Source organism: Pseudomonas viridiflava (genome assembly GCF_900602065.1).
Classification (GTDB): Bacteria; Pseudomonadota; Gammaproteobacteria; order Pseudomonadales; family Pseudomonadaceae; genus Aquipseudomonas.
This window is the reverse complement of sequence record NZ_UWFN01000263.1, coordinates 181532-196313: the sequence shown is the minus strand read 5'-3', so window position 1 is coordinate 196313 and position 14782 is coordinate 181532. Positions and strand designations below refer to the sequence as shown.

At 58.9% G+C, this 14782-nt stretch carries 13 protein-coding genes and 3 tRNA genes; 7 read left to right on the top strand and 9 right to left on the bottom strand.

Features of this window, described 5'->3' with window-relative positions; translation table 11 throughout:
• From purF to EE949_RS14570, 6 genes are all read left to right on the top strand, one after another.
• The gene (purF, locus tag EE949_RS14595; RefSeq protein WP_111755670.1) at positions 1-1509 is read left to right on the top strand and encodes an amidophosphoribosyltransferase; all 1509 of its coding nucleotides are present in this window, start codon (positions 1-3) and stop codon (positions 1507-1509) included.
• Positions 1510-1527: 18 nt separating this feature from the next.
• The gene (locus EE949_RS14590) at positions 1528-2739 is read left to right on the top strand and encodes an O-succinylhomoserine sulfhydrylase (protein WP_122664921.1); all 1212 of its coding nucleotides are present in this window, start codon (positions 1528-1530) and stop codon (positions 2737-2739) included.
• Between the two features lie 11 nt (positions 2740-2750).
• On the top strand, positions 2751-3512 hold the full coding sequence (locus EE949_RS14585) for an SDR family oxidoreductase (RefSeq protein WP_122664920.1): 762 nt from the start codon (positions 2751-2753) through the stop codon (positions 3510-3512).
• Positions 3513-3688: 176 nt separating this feature from the next.
• Positions 3689-3764, top strand: a tRNA-Val gene (locus tag EE949_RS14580).
• 67 nt (positions 3765-3831) lie between these two features.
• Positions 3832-3908 (top strand) — tRNA-Asp (locus EE949_RS14575).
• Positions 3909-4035: 127 nt separating this feature from the next.
• Positions 4036-4112, top strand: a tRNA-Asp gene (locus EE949_RS14570).
• Between the two features lie 338 nt (positions 4113-4450).
• Here EE949_RS14570 and EE949_RS14565 read toward each other — a convergent pair.
• Both EE949_RS14565 and EE949_RS14560 read right to left on the bottom strand, forming a co-directional pair.
• Positions 4451-5098 carry a DsbA family protein gene (locus EE949_RS14565; RefSeq protein ID WP_240350596.1) on the bottom strand — a complete coding sequence of 216 codons (648 nt, stop codon included), beginning with the start codon at positions 5096-5098 and terminating at the stop codon, positions 4451-4453.
• Entirely contained in the window at positions 5095-5973 is an 879-nt protein-coding gene (locus tag EE949_RS14560) for an MBL fold metallo-hydrolase (protein ID WP_122664918.1), read from the bottom strand. Before EE949_RS14560 ends, EE949_RS14565 begins: the two co-directional genes overlap by 4 nt.
• Positions 5974-6079: 106 nt before the next feature.
• On the opposite strand from EE949_RS14560, the gene EE949_RS14555 reads away from it, so the two are divergent.
• A complete protein-coding gene (locus tag EE949_RS14555) occupies positions 6080-7027 on the top strand; it encodes a LysR family transcriptional regulator (protein WP_122664917.1) in 948 nt (315 codons plus the stop codon).
• Here the strand turns inward: EE949_RS14555 and EE949_RS14550 are convergent.
• From EE949_RS14550 to EE949_RS14520, 7 genes are all read right to left on the bottom strand, one after another.
• Positions 7002-7769: a DeoR/GlpR family DNA-binding transcription regulator gene (locus EE949_RS14550; protein WP_122664916.1), complete on the bottom strand. Its 768-nt coding sequence runs from the start codon at positions 7767-7769 to the stop codon at positions 7002-7004. The genes EE949_RS14555 and EE949_RS14550 overlap by 26 nt on opposite strands.
• A gap of 79 nt (positions 7770-7848) precedes the next feature.
• Complete coding sequence (locus EE949_RS14545; protein ID WP_122664915.1) at positions 7849-8532, bottom strand: SDR family NAD(P)-dependent oxidoreductase; 684 nt, start codon at positions 8530-8532, stop codon at positions 7849-7851.
• A gap of 176 nt (positions 8533-8708) precedes the next feature.
• Positions 8709-9833, bottom strand: coding sequence for a sialidase family protein (locus EE949_RS14540; RefSeq protein ID WP_122664914.1), 1125 nt, complete (start codon positions 9831-9833; stop codon positions 8709-8711).
• Positions 9820-11250, bottom strand: a complete 1431-nt coding sequence (locus tag EE949_RS14535; protein WP_122664913.1) for a sodium:solute symporter family protein — start codon at positions 11248-11250, stop codon at positions 9820-9822. Before EE949_RS14535 ends, EE949_RS14540 begins: the two co-directional genes overlap by 14 nt.
• Before the next feature lie 76 nt (positions 11251-11326).
• A complete protein-coding gene (gene pdxA, locus EE949_RS14530; RefSeq protein WP_122664912.1) occupies positions 11327-12349 on the bottom strand; it encodes a 4-hydroxythreonine-4-phosphate dehydrogenase PdxA in 1023 nt (340 codons plus the stop codon).
• Complete coding sequence (locus tag EE949_RS14525) at positions 12342-13604, bottom strand: four-carbon acid sugar kinase family protein (RefSeq protein ID WP_122664911.1); 1263 nt, start codon at positions 13602-13604, stop codon at positions 12342-12344. Before EE949_RS14525 ends, pdxA begins: the two co-directional genes overlap by 8 nt.
• Entirely contained in the window at positions 13601-14767 is a 1167-nt protein-coding gene (locus tag EE949_RS14520; RefSeq protein WP_122664910.1) for an iron-containing alcohol dehydrogenase, read from the bottom strand. The genes EE949_RS14525 and EE949_RS14520 overlap by 4 nt, the downstream gene beginning before the upstream one ends.
• Positions 14768-14782 lie beyond the last annotated feature (15 nt).

The following is a 14782-nucleotide window of genomic DNA, read 5'->3' as shown; positions in this document are numbered from 1 at the left end:
ATGTGTGGCATCGTCGGTATCGTCGGTAAGTCGAACGTCAATCAGGCGCTGTATGACGCGCTCACCGTCCTCCAACACCGCGGCCAGGACGCTGCCGGTATCGTAACCAGCCATGATGGCCGGTTATTCCTGCGCAAGGACAACGGCCTCGTTCGTGATGTGTTCCACCAACGCCATATGCAGCGTCTGGTTGGTCACATGGGTATTGGTCATGTGCGCTATCCAACCGCGGGCAGCTCGACTTCGGCCGAAGCCCAGCCGTTTTACGTCAACTCGCCGTATGGCATCACGTTGGCGCACAACGGTAACCTGACCAACGTTGAACAATTGGCCAAGGAGATTTACGAATCTGACCTGCGCCACGTCAACACCAATTCCGATTCGGAAGTGCTGCTCAACGTTTTTGCCCATGAACTGGCCGTGCGCGGCAAGTTGCAGCCAACCGAAGAAGACATCTTCGCAGCAGTCACTGATGTGCATAAGCGTTGCCGTGGCGGTTACGCCGTGGTCGCGATGATCACCGGTTACGGTATCGTCGGTTTCCGTGACCCGGACGCCATTCGCCCGATCGTGTTCGGTCAGCGTCATACCGACGAAGGCGTCGAGTACATGATCGCCTCCGAAAGCGTTTCGCTGGACGTACTGGGTTTCACCCTGATTCGCGACCTGGCACCGGGCGAAGCGGTTTACATCACTGAAGATGGCAAGCTGCACACCCGTCAGTGCGCGACCAATCCCAAGTACGCACCGTGCATCTTCGAACACGTCTACCTGGCGCGTCCGGATTCGATCATCGACGGCATCTCGGTCTACAAGGCGCGTCTGCGCATGGGCGAGAAGCTGGCTGACAAGATCATGCGCGAGCGTCCGGATCACGACATCGACGTGGTTATTCCTATTCCGGACACCAGCCGTACGGCGGCACTGGAGTTGGCGAATCACCTGGGCGTCAAGTTCCGCGAAGGTTTCGTCAAGAACCGTTACATCGGCCGTACGTTCATCATGCCTGGCCAGGCGGCGCGTAAAAAATCCGTGCGTCAGAAGCTCAACGCTATCGAGCTGGAGTTCCGCGGCAAGAACGTCATGCTGGTGGATGACTCCATCGTGCGCGGTACCACCTGTAAGCAGATCATTCAGATGGCCCGTGAAGCCGGTGCCAAGAACGTTTACTTCTGTTCCGCTGCACCAGCCGTTCGTTACCCGAACGTCTACGGTATCGACATGCCAAGCGCTCACGAGCTGATCGCCCACAACCGCACCACGCAGGACGTTGCCGATCTGATCGGCGCCGACTGGTTGATCTATCAGGACCTGAATGACCTGATCGAAGCGGTCAGCGGTAGCAAGAAGATCAAAATCGATAACTTCGATTGCTCGGTCTTTGACGGCAAGTACGTGACCGGTGATATCGACGAGCATTACCTGAACAAGATCGAGCAGGCGCGTAACGACGCCTCCAAGGTCAAGACTCAGGCGGTGAGTGCGATCATCGATCTGTACAACAACTAATTATCAGGGAGAGGGCGCATGACTCAGGAATGGGATGCCGGTCGGCTGGACAGCGACCTTGAAGGCGTAGGTTTCGACACACTTGCCGTGCGTGCCGGTCAACACCGCACGCCAGAAGGCGAGCATGGCGACCCGATGTTCTTCACCTCCAGTTACGTGTTTCGCACAGCCGCCGACGCGGCTGCGCGCTTCGCAGGTGAAGTGCCAGGCAACGTCTATTCCCGTTACACGAATCCGACGGTGCGTTCTTTCGAAGAGCGTATCGCCGCGCTGGAAGGCGCTGAGCAGGCGGTTGCAACTGCCACCGGCATGGCCGCGATCCTGGCAACCGTCATGAGTCTGTGCAGCGCTGGCGACCATGTGCTGGTTTCCCAGAGCGTGTTCGGCTCGACCATCAGCCTGTTCGAGAAGTACTTCAAGCGTTTTGGTGTCGAAGTCGATTACGTTCCGCTGGCCGAACTGGCTGGCTGGGATGCGGCAATCAAGCCCAACACCAAATTGCTGTTCGTCGAGTCGCCGTCCAATCCGTTGGCGGAGCTGGTCGATATCAAGGCGCTGTCGGAAATCGCTCACGCCAAGGGCGCGATGCTGGTAGTCGACAACTGTTTCTGTACGCCAGCGCTGCAGCAGCCGCTGTCGCTGGGTGCCGATGTGGTTGTGCATTCCGCCACCAAGTTCATTGATGGTCAGGGCCGTTGCATGGGCGGTGTGGTGGCTGGTCGTAGCGAGCAGATGAAAGAAGTCGTCGGCTTCCTGCGTACCGCCGGACCAACGCTGAGCCCGTTCAACGCATGGATCTTCCTCAAGGGCCTCGAAACTCTGAACCTGCGCATGCGCGCGCACTGTGCCAGCGCTCTTGAGCTGGCCGAATGGCTGGAGCAGCAGGACGGCATCGAGAAAGTGCACTACGCCGGCCTCAAGAGCCATCCGCAGCATGCGTTGGCGCAGCGTCAGCAGAAGGGCTTTGGTGCGGTGGTCAGCTTCGAGGTCAAGGGTGGCAAGGATGGCGCATGGCGCTTCATCGACGCCACCCGGCTGATTTCGATCACCGCCAACCTGGGCGACAGCAAAACCACCATCACGCACCCGAGCACCACGTCCCATGGTCGTCTGGCGCCTCAGGAGCGTGAAGCTGCGGGTATCCTCGACAGTCTGATCCGGGTTGCTGTAGGTCTGGAAGATGTCGCTGACCTGAAAGCGGATCTGGCGCGTGGTCTGGCAGCGCTGTGAATGATTGGGTAATGGAAGCCGCCAGCACCAGTAACGGGCGGGTGGCTTTGGTGACGGGTGCAGCTCGCGGGATTGGTCTGGGTATTGCTGCCTGGCTGATTACCGAGGGCTGGCAAGTAGTCCTGGTTGATGTGGATTGTGCGCGTGGCGCTGTGGTTGCCGAGACGCTGGGCGACAATGCCATCTTCATCGCAATGGATGTCGCCAGCGAGGAGCAGGTGGCGGCGGGGGTGGCCGAGGTCATTGGTCAGTTCGGTCGCCTTGATGCGCTGGTCTGCAATGCGGCGATTGCCGATCCTCATAACACCACGCTGGAAAGCCTCAGTCTGGCGCACTGGAATCGGGTGCTGGGGATCAACCTCAGCGGCCCGATGCTATTGGCCAAGCACTGTGCCCCGTATTTACGTGCCCATGCGGGCAGTATCATCAACCTGACTTCAACCCGCGCTCGTCAGTCAGAAGCCGATACCGAGGCTTATGCGGCGAGTAAAGGCGGTCTGTTGGCGTTGACGCACTCACTGGCCATCAGTCTCGGGCCAGAGATCCGCGTCAATGCCGTCAGCCCGGGCTGGATCGACGCACGGGACCCTTCCGTGCGGCGCGCCGAGCCGCTCTCAGAGGCTGATCATGCGCAGCATCCGGCGGGCAGGGTAGGCACGGTCGATGATGTGGCTGCAATGGTCGCGTGGCTGCTGTCGCGCAATGCCGGGTTTGTCACGGGGCAAGAGTTCGTGGTGGACGGCGGCATGAGCAAGAAGATGATTTATCTGTAGCCGCGGCAAGTTTCAATCTGCAAGCTGCAAGAGAAAGCGAGCCTTCGGGTTCGCTTTTTTGTTTTTGGCCTGGAGCTTGAAACTTGCGGCTGGAAGCTGTTCTTAAAAAAAACTTCAAGCAGGGTATTGACTTAGGTTCGTTAGGTGCGTAAATTTCGCGGCCTCAACGAAGCAAAGGGTGATTAGCTCAGCTGGGAGAGCAGCTGCCTTACAAGCAGCGGGTCGGCGGTTCGATCCCGTCATCACCCACCACTTCGTGAGTTTCAGCATTTAATGTTGAAGAGCAACATAGCAATACCGGACGTAAGTCCACCGACAAGCAGCGGTAGTTCAGTCGGTTAGAATACCGGCCTGTCACGCCGGGGGTCGCGGGTTCGAGTCCCGTCCGCTGCGCCATATTTGACGGATCAGATCAGTCTGGTCTGCGATTGAAAAGCCTCAAGGCTTCTCAGTCAGGGTTACACGAAGCAGGTTCTCGAAAACCTGCTTCAACGATTCAAACGGACGCAAGTCCGAGCGATACGCAGCGGTAGTTCAGTCGGTTAGAATACCGGCCTGTCACGCCGGGGGTCGCGGGTTCGAGTCCCGTCCGCTGCGCCATACATAGCTTCGAGGCCCTTGAACTCCTTGAAGCGAAAGAAAGCGACCTTAACCGGTCGCTTTTTTTTTGCCTGATATTTTATGTTCAGGTGAGCTGCCCTCGCGGCTAGAACCCTCTGGCAAATGCAGTCTTCTGAATTGAAAAGCCTTTCATGTGGGGAGCATCCGTGATGACCATGGAACCGCTATGTCTCGCAGCAAACATTGGACCTGTAGGAGTGAGCTTGCTCGCGATAGCAATTTATTAATTAAAAAATCCAATCTGATAAAACGCTATCGCGAGCAAGCTCACTCCTACAGGTTATTTGTTTACAGCTAGACAGTGCTGCACCAGCGGCCTATCTATGGGCACGCAAATCCTTGAGCAAGCCCTCCCAACTGCCAAACAGCGCATTCGAGCTGATCAGGCGTCTTTCCTTGCCTGCCCCCAGCACAAGCGCAGGAACACCGCTCGTGCCCATCTGAGCCATTAGGCCCTGGGCTACCTTGACCCGCTCACGGGAATGGTTCAGTAACCCGTCTTCCTGCGCCAGCAACAGGCTGGCGGCCTCGCTCAGTTGCATGCCTGTGAGAATACGGGCAAGAACCTCAAGGTCAGTGATGTCCAGACCTTGAACATAACGGCCGCGCTGTATCGCACCCAGCGCCTCCAGCTCCCGCGACGGCTCAGTCATCGCCACCGCGCCAAGGGCTCGGGTTGCAGGCCCCGAGTCAAATCGGCGGGTGTGATCCTCAAGTACCTGACGTTGATAAACCTCGCTGAAAGGCTGACCGGTTAACGTGCCGATGCGCAGGTCATTGGACCAGGCATAATCAGCGAAGCCAGCGTCCATCGGGCGTGAGTGGCTGTCAGCAAACAGGCCGGTAGGGGATAGAGTAAGGCTGAAGTCGTTCATAGCGTCGACGCGTTGCAGCACCGACGACGCCCCATAGCACCAGCCACACAGCGGATCGAAAAGGTAAGTGATGCTGATTGGCTCACTCACCACTTCATCTCACCCTTGGCCACTTTCGCGCTCAGCACCAACGAGGACTCATCCGCCAGATTCGGGTAGTGCGCTTTCATCGCTGCAATCAGTGCGGCAGAGTCTTTCGCCTTGGCGGTTTCGGCATCAAAGTTTTTGATGTAGCCAGCTGTGAAGTTCGGTGATTGCAGTGCGGTCAGCTCGCCCGGCAGGAAGTGACCCGGAACGATGGTTGCAGGTTTGAGCTTCTCAATGGTCGTCAGGGTCCCCAGCCAGTCCTGATGGGATTTAGCGCTCTGAGTGTCGGCCATCCATACGTGAATGTTGTTGGACAGCACTACGCCGCCCATTACGGCCTTGATCGACGGGATCCATACGAAGCTGCGATCGGGTTGAGGGCCGTCCAGGCCAACCACTTGCAGCTTCTGACCTTCAAGCGTCAGTTCATTGCCCTGCAGTACGTCAGGCACGATGACTTTGCCCGGTGCGCCTGCGCCCAGCTTGGGACCCCAGTAAGCCAGCTTGGCGTCCTTGGTTTCGTTGATATGCGCAACGGTCTGGGCACTGGCCACGACCTTGGCCTTCGGGTATGCGGTGGTGATGGTTTGCAGGCCGAAATAGAAATCCGGATCGCCGTGACTGATGTAAATCGTCGTCAGGTTTTTTCCGCTCTTGCGGATTTTTTCGACGATCTGATCGGCCTGCGCGCTGGAAAACTGAGCATCAACCAAAACCGCGTCTTTCTCACCCGTTACCAGAACGGACGAAACCGGAAAGATGGCGTCTTCACCCGGGTTATAGACATCCAGTTTCAGTGGCTGCGCGGCCAGGCTTGTACCGGCGAAACCGAGCAGGGCGAAAGCAGCTAATAAACGTCGTGCGGACAGCGAAATCATGTCGAGCTCCATCATGGCCTGAATAAGGAGCTGGCAGGTTAGTTGAGATTTATAGAGCGAAAAACGCTAGATTGGGCGCAAATTTGTTTCTAAAATCGGTCGAATCATGGATAAATTGGCAGCAATGCAGGCTTTCGTGACCGTCGTGGACTGCGCAAGCCAGACCGCTGCGGCGGACAAGCTCGGGTTATCAAGGCCGGTGATTTCCAGACTGCTTGCGGAGCTTGAAGACTGGACGGGTGCGCGTTTGATGCATCGCACCACTCGACGCCTGAACCTGACGGCTGCAGGTGCGGAGGTATTACCGCTGTGCAGGCGCATGCTTGATCTGGCGCAGGAGATGCGTGCAGTCGTTGCGGCGCCTGAGGATGAGCCAAAAGGATTGCTGCGCGTGACCGCCAGCACCTCGTTCGGTCAGGCGCAATTGATGCGCGCGGTGACCGATTTTGTCGGGCGCTATTCGCAAGTCAGCGTCGATATGGTGCTCCTGGATCGCACCGTCAATCTGGTCGATGAGCGCATAGATCTGGCGATTCGGATCACCAATGAACTGGACGCTAATCTGATCGCACGAAGGCTGACTACTTGCCGCTCAGTGGTGTGCGCCTCGCCGGATTACCTGAAACGGCATTCAGCGCCCAGGGATATCGAAGACCTGACACTGCATAACTGCCTGACGCATACCTATCACAGCAGCAGCCTCTGGCACTTCACCCATAAAGGCCTGCCGAGAAGCGTTGCAGTGAAGGGCAATCTCACCAGCAATGATTCGATCACCACGATGCAGGCTGCGCTGTGTGGTGCAGGCGTGGCGTTGTTGCCGACTTACCTGGCGGCGCCGTTGATTCAGCAAGGTCAGTTGGTTGCGCTGCTGGGGGCGTATCAGCCGATGGAGCTGGGTATCTTTGCGGTGTATGCCTCCCGCAAGCACATGTCGTCAGCGCTGCGCGCCATGCTCGATTTTCTCGCGCAACGCTTTGCTCCTGAGCCTGCCTGGGACGGTATTCAGGCGAGTCCAGCCAGGCCAGTCAGAGGCGGACGACTTCCACGGTAACTGACCGCCGAGACTGAAACGGCGTGAGCAGCGACAGGTCATCCAGTTCGTGGGTGATCAGGGTCCACGGCTGACGCAACGGCGTCCAGTGTTGCTGGCGCGCGCGGCCGAGCTTGGTGGCGTCGGCCAGCACATAGATGTGGGCTGCGCGGGCGATCATGGTTTCCTTGAGGTACGCCTGCTCTGCGCTGGCTTCGCACAGTCCGAGTTCAGCCACTACGCCATCGGCACTCAGGAATACTTTGTCGGCACTCAGATGCTCAAGAGCGGCCTGCGCCGTCACGCCGTAGGTCGACATGCTCGCGCTGCGCAAATCACCGCCCAGCACGGTGATGCGTCCTTCAGGAATCAGCGCAAGGTCAGCCAGGGCCATGAGGTTGTTGGTGATGACGTGCAGGCCGCGACGCTGATTGAGCAACTGAGCCAGCGCGCTGGTGGTAGTGCCGCCTTCAAGGAACAGCGTGTCGTGATCCTGGATATGCGCCAGTGCTGCACGGGCGATGACGGTTTTTTCCTGGCTGTGTTGCTGGCGGCGTTCTTCTACCGACGTTTCCGGTTCGCGCATGCCCACGTGAGCCGCGCCGCCATAGGTGCGAATCACCAGACCTTCTTCCGCCAGAGCGGTGAGGTCCCGGCGCACCGTCGCTTCCGATACGCCCAGCTGGGCGCACAGTTCATCGACGTTCGACTTTCCTGAAAGGACCAGTTCCAGTATCGATTGACGGCGATTTGCGACTTTCATGAACAGCCTTGGTAGTGAGCGAGGAGAAAGGGGTTATCACATTAAACCGCGGTGCAATGCAACCGCAGAACCAGTGAGTCTATAGCGAAGCGCCGCCACAGATCACCAGGCTTTGCCCGGTAATGGCACCCGCATCGGGGCCAAGCAGAAACGCCGCCATACCGGCGACTTCATAGGGCTGCACGAAGCGGCCAATGGGCGGCTTGTTGGGCGGGGTGCCGCTGCGAGCCGGGTCCAGCAACATCGGCGTTTCAGTCGCGCCGGGAGCAATCAGGTTGGCCGTGATGCCCAGGGGTGCCAGTTCCATGGCCCAGGAGCGCACCATGCCTTGTAATGCCGCCTTGGTTGCCGCGTACTGGCTGCGTCCATGGGCACCTTGCATGGTGCGGCTGCCAATCATCACGATTCTTGCACCGGGGTGCAGCCTGCCATGCAGGGTGTTGACCAGATGGCTAGCCGCCGCGACGTGAACCTGCCACATCGCTTGAGCATCCTCCGGATTCAACTGGCCCAGAGGCGCGGTGCGCATGAAGCCTGCCGCGTGAACAATGGCGTCCAGCGTATCGACGGTTTGCAAGGCCTGTTCAAGCGCGTGCAAATCGCTCAGGTCGCATTCAGTCCAGTGAAAGAGGGGGTGATCGATATCGGCAGGGCGGCGACTCAGGCCATGCACACGCCAGCCTTCGGCCAGCAAGCGCTGAGCGATGGCCATGCCGATGCCGGAACTGACGCCGGTCAGTACGGCGGTTTTTGTCGGGGTCATAAAAAGGTGCCGCTCCGTCATACACGCGGGTTCTGTAGGAGTGAGCTTGCTCGCGATTCGATTTTTCTGTCGATAAATTATCGCCTGATCTGACGCTATCGCGAGCAAGCTCACTCCTACAGGGAATGCATTTCAACTCAGAATATTGGGTTTGTTTTGTATGCGGTTAATACCATTCAGCGCACTGCCGCCAGCGGCAAGTGCACATGTTTGATCTTCTGCCGAAAATACGTGAACGCCACATGCAGGCTGCCATCCCGCGCCTGAATAATGCTCGGGTAGGAGAACTCGCGGTTGAGCTTTTCCTGAGAGTTATTGGTCAGGCAGAAACCATCCCCCAACTCAAGGTCCAGCCGCACCGGCCAGCTTCGCCCGTCATCGTGGGACAGCGCCAGACTCATGGGCGCACGCGGGATGCCCCACACTGCGCTTTTGCCATCCTCAGTCTGGCCCGGAGTTACGCGGTCATCGCCTTCATCCTCGATTTCGTCGTACAGCGACGCCCGGCGCTGGCTATGGCCTTCGGCGCTGACCGGGTTGTAGACCAATGCCAGTTCGCCGCTGATCAGCCGCACGAATTGAATCGAAGAGTTGTTATTGGGCAGTTCAGTAGCGACCGGTACGCTCCAGCTACGTCCACGATCGGTGGAGCGGCTGCTGTAAATCGAATCGGCCCAGCGGCTGCGGAACAGGCCCAGCAAGCTGCCGTCGGCCACTTGATGAACGTTCATGTGCACGGCGCCGGTGCTGTCCGGGACGTCATGGCGCGACCAGTTTTGCCCCTGATCGCTGGAAATCATCACTGCGCTGACATCGTGATTACCGACCCATTTTTCGCCGGGCAGGGTGATGCAATACCAGACCGGCAAGAGCCAGTCGCCGTTATCCAGCACCACCGGCGGCTGGCGCACGAAGGTGCCCGGTTCATCGAACAGGGTTTCCACCGGGCCCCAGGTCTTGCCCTGATCCGCCGACAGGCGACGGCGAATGATCGCCGTCTCCTGATTGCCGGAAATTTGCGCGGTCCAGATCAGCCACAAAGGGCCTTGCGGTGCCTGAAACAGAATCGGGTTCTGCTCGGATCGGGTGTCGTCCTGAGACAGTTTTTCCGGTTCGCTCCATACGCCCGTTTGTGGGTCGCGGCGCGACAGCAGGACAAAAATATCGGCCATGCCTTCCTGGGTTCCGGCGAACCAGGTGCACAACACCGTGCCGTCGGCCAGTTCGTGAAGGTTCGCGGCATGGTTTTGCGCATAAGGCGTTGGCAGGAAGGCGTCCTGGCGTTGATTACTGATTGGCATGGGAGACCTCTTGTTTGTCATTGCCGGGCTTATCCTGACGGCGGCTGATCGCTTGCGGGAACAGGCGCTCTACAGCAATCACGATGGCCGGAGTGACCAGCGCGACGTACATGTTATCGATGCCGTACGGGTTATCCAGCAGGTACCAGACGCTGGTGGTGACGGACGAGGCGATCAGGCCCAGCGTTGCACCGCGGCCCGAGCCGAAGAATGGCAGGTAAATGGCGATCATCGCGACAACGGCGATGGACAGGCGCAGCGCTCGGGTAAAGAACGACAGGTTGAGAATTTCAGGCACGAAGAACACAAAGAACAGCGGTACAAAGCCGATGATCAATGCGATGACGCGAGTCGCCTTTAGTTCGCGGTCCACCGATGGCTTGCGCATTGGCACGTAGAAGTCCCGCACCACCAGCGAAGCAATGGCCAGGGCGACGGTACTGACACTGACGAAGATCGAGGCGACCAGAGAAATAGTCACCACACCTGCCAAAACCGGGCTCATCGATTGCAGGAAAACCGGCAAGGCGTACAGGCTGCCCATGTCCGGATGCAGGTATTTGGAGGCGACGCCGATGAAGCCCAGGGCCAACGCAATCGGGATGCACAGCAGTGATGCGTAGAAGGTGGAGCGTTGGGCGGCTTTCGAATCAGGCGTCGAGGAAATCGCCTGGATGATGAACTGAGTGGAGAAGATCGCACCGACCGTGCCGATGATCCACGCCATGATTTTCGAGCCGCCGATGGCACCATCCCAGGTGAAGTAGTGTTCAGGCATGTTCTGAATCACCGGGGTGAAGCCGCCCGTCAAGTTCAGGGCCACATACAGCACGATCATCACGCCGACGTATTTCACGGCGGTATGCAGGATGCTCATGTAGGCCACGCTTTTCAGGCCGCCGAACACGTAATACAGGGTGCTGATGATCGCTGTGATAAACGCCGCAGTCGGCAGGTTGATCTTCATCACGGTGGCAATCGCTGCTGCGCCGCTGACGTAGTTGCCGACGTTCACCAGCAACAGTGCGTAGATCATGATGATCGACACGACCAGCTTGGTGGAGGTGCCGTATTTCTTGGCGATGAACCCGGAAATGGTGAATTCGCCCGAGTTGTAGAGCTTGCGGGCCATGAGCAGGCCGAACAGCGGGAAGCCAATGGCGGCGGCGATCACCGACCAGGAGGCGGCAAAGCCACTTTCGAAGGCTGCCTGTGCGGTACCGACGGTAGATTTTGCGCCGATGAATTCCGACATCATCAGGATGCCGACGACAAAGGCGGGCATGGTGCGCGCGGCGACCATGTATTGCTCACTGGTCTTGCTGCGCAGTCGCAAGCTCATCCAGGTGGTAATGACGATGTAAACGACGACCATACCGATGATGATCGCAGTGTCCTGCGAGTTGAAGGTTTCCATCATTTCGCTCCGTTGTTGTTTTTGTGGCGCGTTGTTTCAGAGGACTTCAGGGATTGGTTTGAAAGATTGCGCGGCTTTAAACAGCCACCGACTGGCGTGTCTCCCGCTTGCGGGTCGCCAGCTCGACGGCCTGGCGCAAGGCTTCGATCAGGCTGCGTTCGTCAGCGATGCCTTTACCGGCGATGTCGAACGCCGTGCCGTGGTCCACCGAGGTGCGGATAACGGGCAGGCCAACGGTGACGTTGACTCCGGCTTCCAGGCCCATGACTTTTACCGGGCCATGGCCCTGGTCGTGGTACATGGCAACGACTGCATCGAAGTCACCGCGACCTGCACGGAAGAACAGCGTGTCAGCGGGTAGCGGACCTTCCACACGCCAGCCGCGGGCGCGCAGTTCTTCGATGGCGGGCTGGATCTTGGTTTCCTCTTCGCCATAGCCAAACAGGCCGTTTTCCCCCGCGTGCGGGTTGATGCCGCAGACTGCGATCAGCGGATTTTCAATACCGGCGCGGGTCAGGGTTTCCCGGCAGCGTTCGATGGTGCGCTTGACCAGTCCCGGTTCGATTTTCGCAATAGCGTCGATGATGCCGATGTGGGTGGTGACGTGAATCACTCGCAGGGTCGGCGTCATCAGCATCATCGAGACTTCTTCAATGCCCAGCAGGTGCGCGAGCATTTCCGTGTGACCGGGGAAAATATGCCCGCCTGCGTGCAGCGCTTCTTTGTTCAGCGGTGCGGTGCAGATCGCGTCCAGCTCACCGCTTTCAGTCAATTGCACGGTGCGCTCGATGTAGCGAAACGCTGCATTGCCTGCCACGGCCGACAGCTTGCCGTAGGGCATGTCCGCGGGGATCAGCCCCAGATCGATGCAGTCCACGGTGCCCATTTCAAAGCGCGCATTGGCGGGAGAGGCGATGCTATTCACCCGCAGGCTGCCACCGACGATTCGATTGGCATCTTCAAGGCGTTTGGCATCACCGATGACCAGCGGCCGACAGCTGTCGTACACCGACTGATGGGCCAGGGTTTTCATGATGATTTCCGGACCCACACCGGCGGCATCGCCCATGGTGATCCCGATCACGGGACGTTCAGACATGATGGATTTCCTTTTTATGGTGGGGCGCGTCCGCAATGGATGGGCTGCGGCCGTGAAGCTGTTGCCAGGCGGTGAACAGCGTGTCCGGTTGGCCAAAGGCTCCGGCTTTGGTCACAACGTTCAAGCCTGTTTCGGAGCGGGAAAGCACGACGCCGGGGGCCAGTTCGCCCTGAACTTCAAGACGGTTGATGCCAGCGGCAGTGAGAATGGCGCGGGCGGTTTCGCCGCCGGTCGCGATCAACGAACCCGTGACGGCGAGGGCGGGTTTAAGCCATTCGGCCAGCGCACTGCTCAGCAGCGCTGCGACACCGGGATCACGCTGTTGCTGGCTCAGCGTTACCAGGCTGTCTTCGCCATTGGCCAGACGCAGATAAAGAAGGGTGATCAACTGCTCGCGCTGTTCAGTGTTTGCTGGATCAAGCAGCGTGTCAGCGTCTATTTCCAGACAGAAACAGCCACTGTGCCCGGCGAGTGTGGCGGCCTGTTGTTGTGAGTGCTCAGACATGCTTCCCACTACGGTCAGCACGGGTGAGCGGCCTTGCACCTTTATGTCGGCAGGGCCGGGCAGGCCCAATGCTTGTGGTAGATGACTGGCGAGTCCTGCTGAACCTACCCAGAACAATTGACGGTGCAGCGGTGCCGTAGCGCGGGCCAGATGTTGCAGGTCTGCGTCAGTCACGGCATCACACACCAGTGCCTGAACCTTGCTTTTCAAGGCTTGATCCACGGCGCTGGCCAGTGCTGCTTCATCACGCACGGTGTCGATATCGACGGCTACACAGCGCAACCCTTCTGCGCTGAGGCTTTCCAGCAGGTTACCGGTGCCCGTCAGGTTTTCATTGCGCCAGACATCACTCAATGCGACGGAGATGCCGTTGATCAACTGCACCGAGTCTCGAGTGGTACGGCCCATTGCCGGAAAGGCTGGGGCAACAATTGCCAGGCCGTAATGAACCTGAAGCGCGGCGACTTCACTCGCGACATTGCCGCGCAGCGTCGAGTCGATTTTCTTGTAGAGCGCTCGGCTGGCGTACTGACGCTGTTGCACGATGGCGGTGTTGGCCTGCGCGGCTGCTACCGGATCAAGTCGCCGTGAATCGACATCGATGGCGACCACTGCTGCGGTTGAGGGAGTGTCGTGGCCGTCGAAGACTATTTCGGTCGACAGGCGCCGGGCGAAACCCGCCGCGCAATCGGCGGCTCCGGACAGGTCGTCAGCAATGATCAACAAGCCCGATACATTCCCGGCACTCATGGCAGCAGGCACCGATAGAGGTTTTCGATGTCGGTCAGGCTCAGGGCCTTGGGGTTGTTGGCCATCAAACGGGTGACTTTGGAGGCAGCCACCGCCATGTCAGCCAGGTGCTCTTCGCCGACGCCGAACTCGCGCAAATCCTGAGGAATGTTCAGGGTGGCGGTCCATTGGCGGATCTGCTGAATCAGCTTCTGCGCGGCGACCTCATCGCTGTCCTGCTGTTCTGCAACACCGCAGACACAGGCGGCGCGTTTCAAGCGATCTGCGCAACTGTCCAGATTGAAGGCCATCACATGCGGCAGCAACATGGCGTTGGCCACGCCGTGGGTAACATGGAATTTGCCGCCCAACGGGTAGGCCATGGCATGCACCGCCGCTGTACCGGCGGCGGTCAGGGCCAGGCCGCCGTACATCGAGCCGAGCAGCATGTCGCCGCGTGCGCTGACCGAGTCCGGTTGCTGGTAAGCCTCGACAATGCTGCCCGCGATCAGACGCATGGATTCCAGCGCGAAGGCGTCGCTGATCGGGTTGGCCTTGGTGGAAATGAACGACTCCAGCGAATGCACGAAAGCGTCCATGCCGGTCGCGGCAGTGATGCTGCGTGGCAAGCTCAGCGTCAACAGTGGATCGAGGATGACCAGCGTAGGCAGCAAATGACGGCTGACGACGCCGATCTTCAGTTCTTCGTCGGGCAGGGTGACGATGGCGTTCGGTGTGACTTCGGAACCTGTGCCCGAGGTGGTCGGTACCAGCACCATGGGCTTGCCGGGATGGCTGACCTTGTCGACGCCGAGCAGGTCGCGCAATGGCGTGTCGTTGGTGAGCATGACCGAAAACAGCTTGGCGGCGTCCAGTACGCTACCGCCGCCAATGGCGATCAATGCGTCGGGCGCATGAGGTGCAACGTCTTCACGAAAGACCCGCTCGATGTTTTCCAGGGTCGGTTCGATTTCGACGTTGTCGACCATGTGCACGGCAATGCCGGCGGCATTCAGCTGTGCGCTGACTTTCTCCGTCACGCCCAGGTTATGCATGGCGTTTTGCGTGACCAGCACGACATTGCGCAGTGGGGTATCGAGCAGCGGCAGTTTTTCGGTCAACTGGTCAAGGCTGCCGGGGCCATGAATCACGTGTTTGACGGTTTGAAAATGATAGGTCGACATCTGTGCGTCTCCTGG

What these genes read in the sequence shown, in the direction of transcription:
- EE949_RS14520 (WP_122664910.1), bottom strand. Translation starts at nt 14,767, where the DNA reads ATGTCGACCTATCATTTTCAAACCGTCAAACACGTGATTCATGGCCCC.
- EE949_RS14555 (WP_122664917.1), top strand. Translation starts at nt 6,080, where the DNA reads ATGGATAAATTGGCAGCAATGCAGGCTTTCGTGACCGTCGTGGACTGC.
- EE949_RS14585 (WP_122664920.1), top strand. Translation starts at nt 2,751, where the DNA reads ATGGAAGCCGCCAGCACCAGTAACGGGCGGGTGGCTTTGGTGACGGGT.
- EE949_RS14535 (WP_122664913.1), bottom strand. Translation starts at nt 11,250, where the DNA reads ATGGAAACCTTCAACTCGCAGGACACTGCGATCATCATCGGTATGGTC.
- EE949_RS14560 (WP_122664918.1), bottom strand. Translation starts at nt 5,973, where the DNA reads ATGATTTCGCTGTCCGCACGACGTTTATTAGCTGCTTTCGCCCTGCTC.
- purF (WP_111755670.1), top strand. Translation starts at nt 1, where the DNA reads ATGTGTGGCATCGTCGGTATCGTCGGTAAGTCGAACGTCAATCAGGCG.
- EE949_RS14550 (WP_122664916.1), bottom strand. Translation starts at nt 7,769, where the DNA reads ATGAAAGTCGCAAATCGCCGTCAATCGATACTGGAACTGGTCCTTTCA.
- EE949_RS14525 (WP_122664911.1), bottom strand. Translation starts at nt 13,604, where the DNA reads ATGAGTGCCGGGAATGTATCGGGCTTGTTGATCATTGCTGACGACCTG.
- EE949_RS14545 (WP_122664915.1), bottom strand. Translation starts at nt 8,532, where the DNA reads ATGACCCCGACAAAAACCGCCGTACTGACCGGCGTCAGTTCCGGCATC.
- EE949_RS14540 (WP_122664914.1), bottom strand. Translation starts at nt 9,833, where the DNA reads ATGCCAATCAGTAATCAACGCCAGGACGCCTTCCTGCCAACGCCTTAT.
- EE949_RS14590 (WP_122664921.1), top strand. Translation starts at nt 1,528, where the DNA reads ATGACTCAGGAATGGGATGCCGGTCGGCTGGACAGCGACCTTGAAGGC.
- pdxA (WP_122664912.1), bottom strand. Translation starts at nt 12,349, where the DNA reads ATGTCTGAACGTCCCGTGATCGGGATCACCATGGGCGATGCCGCCGGT.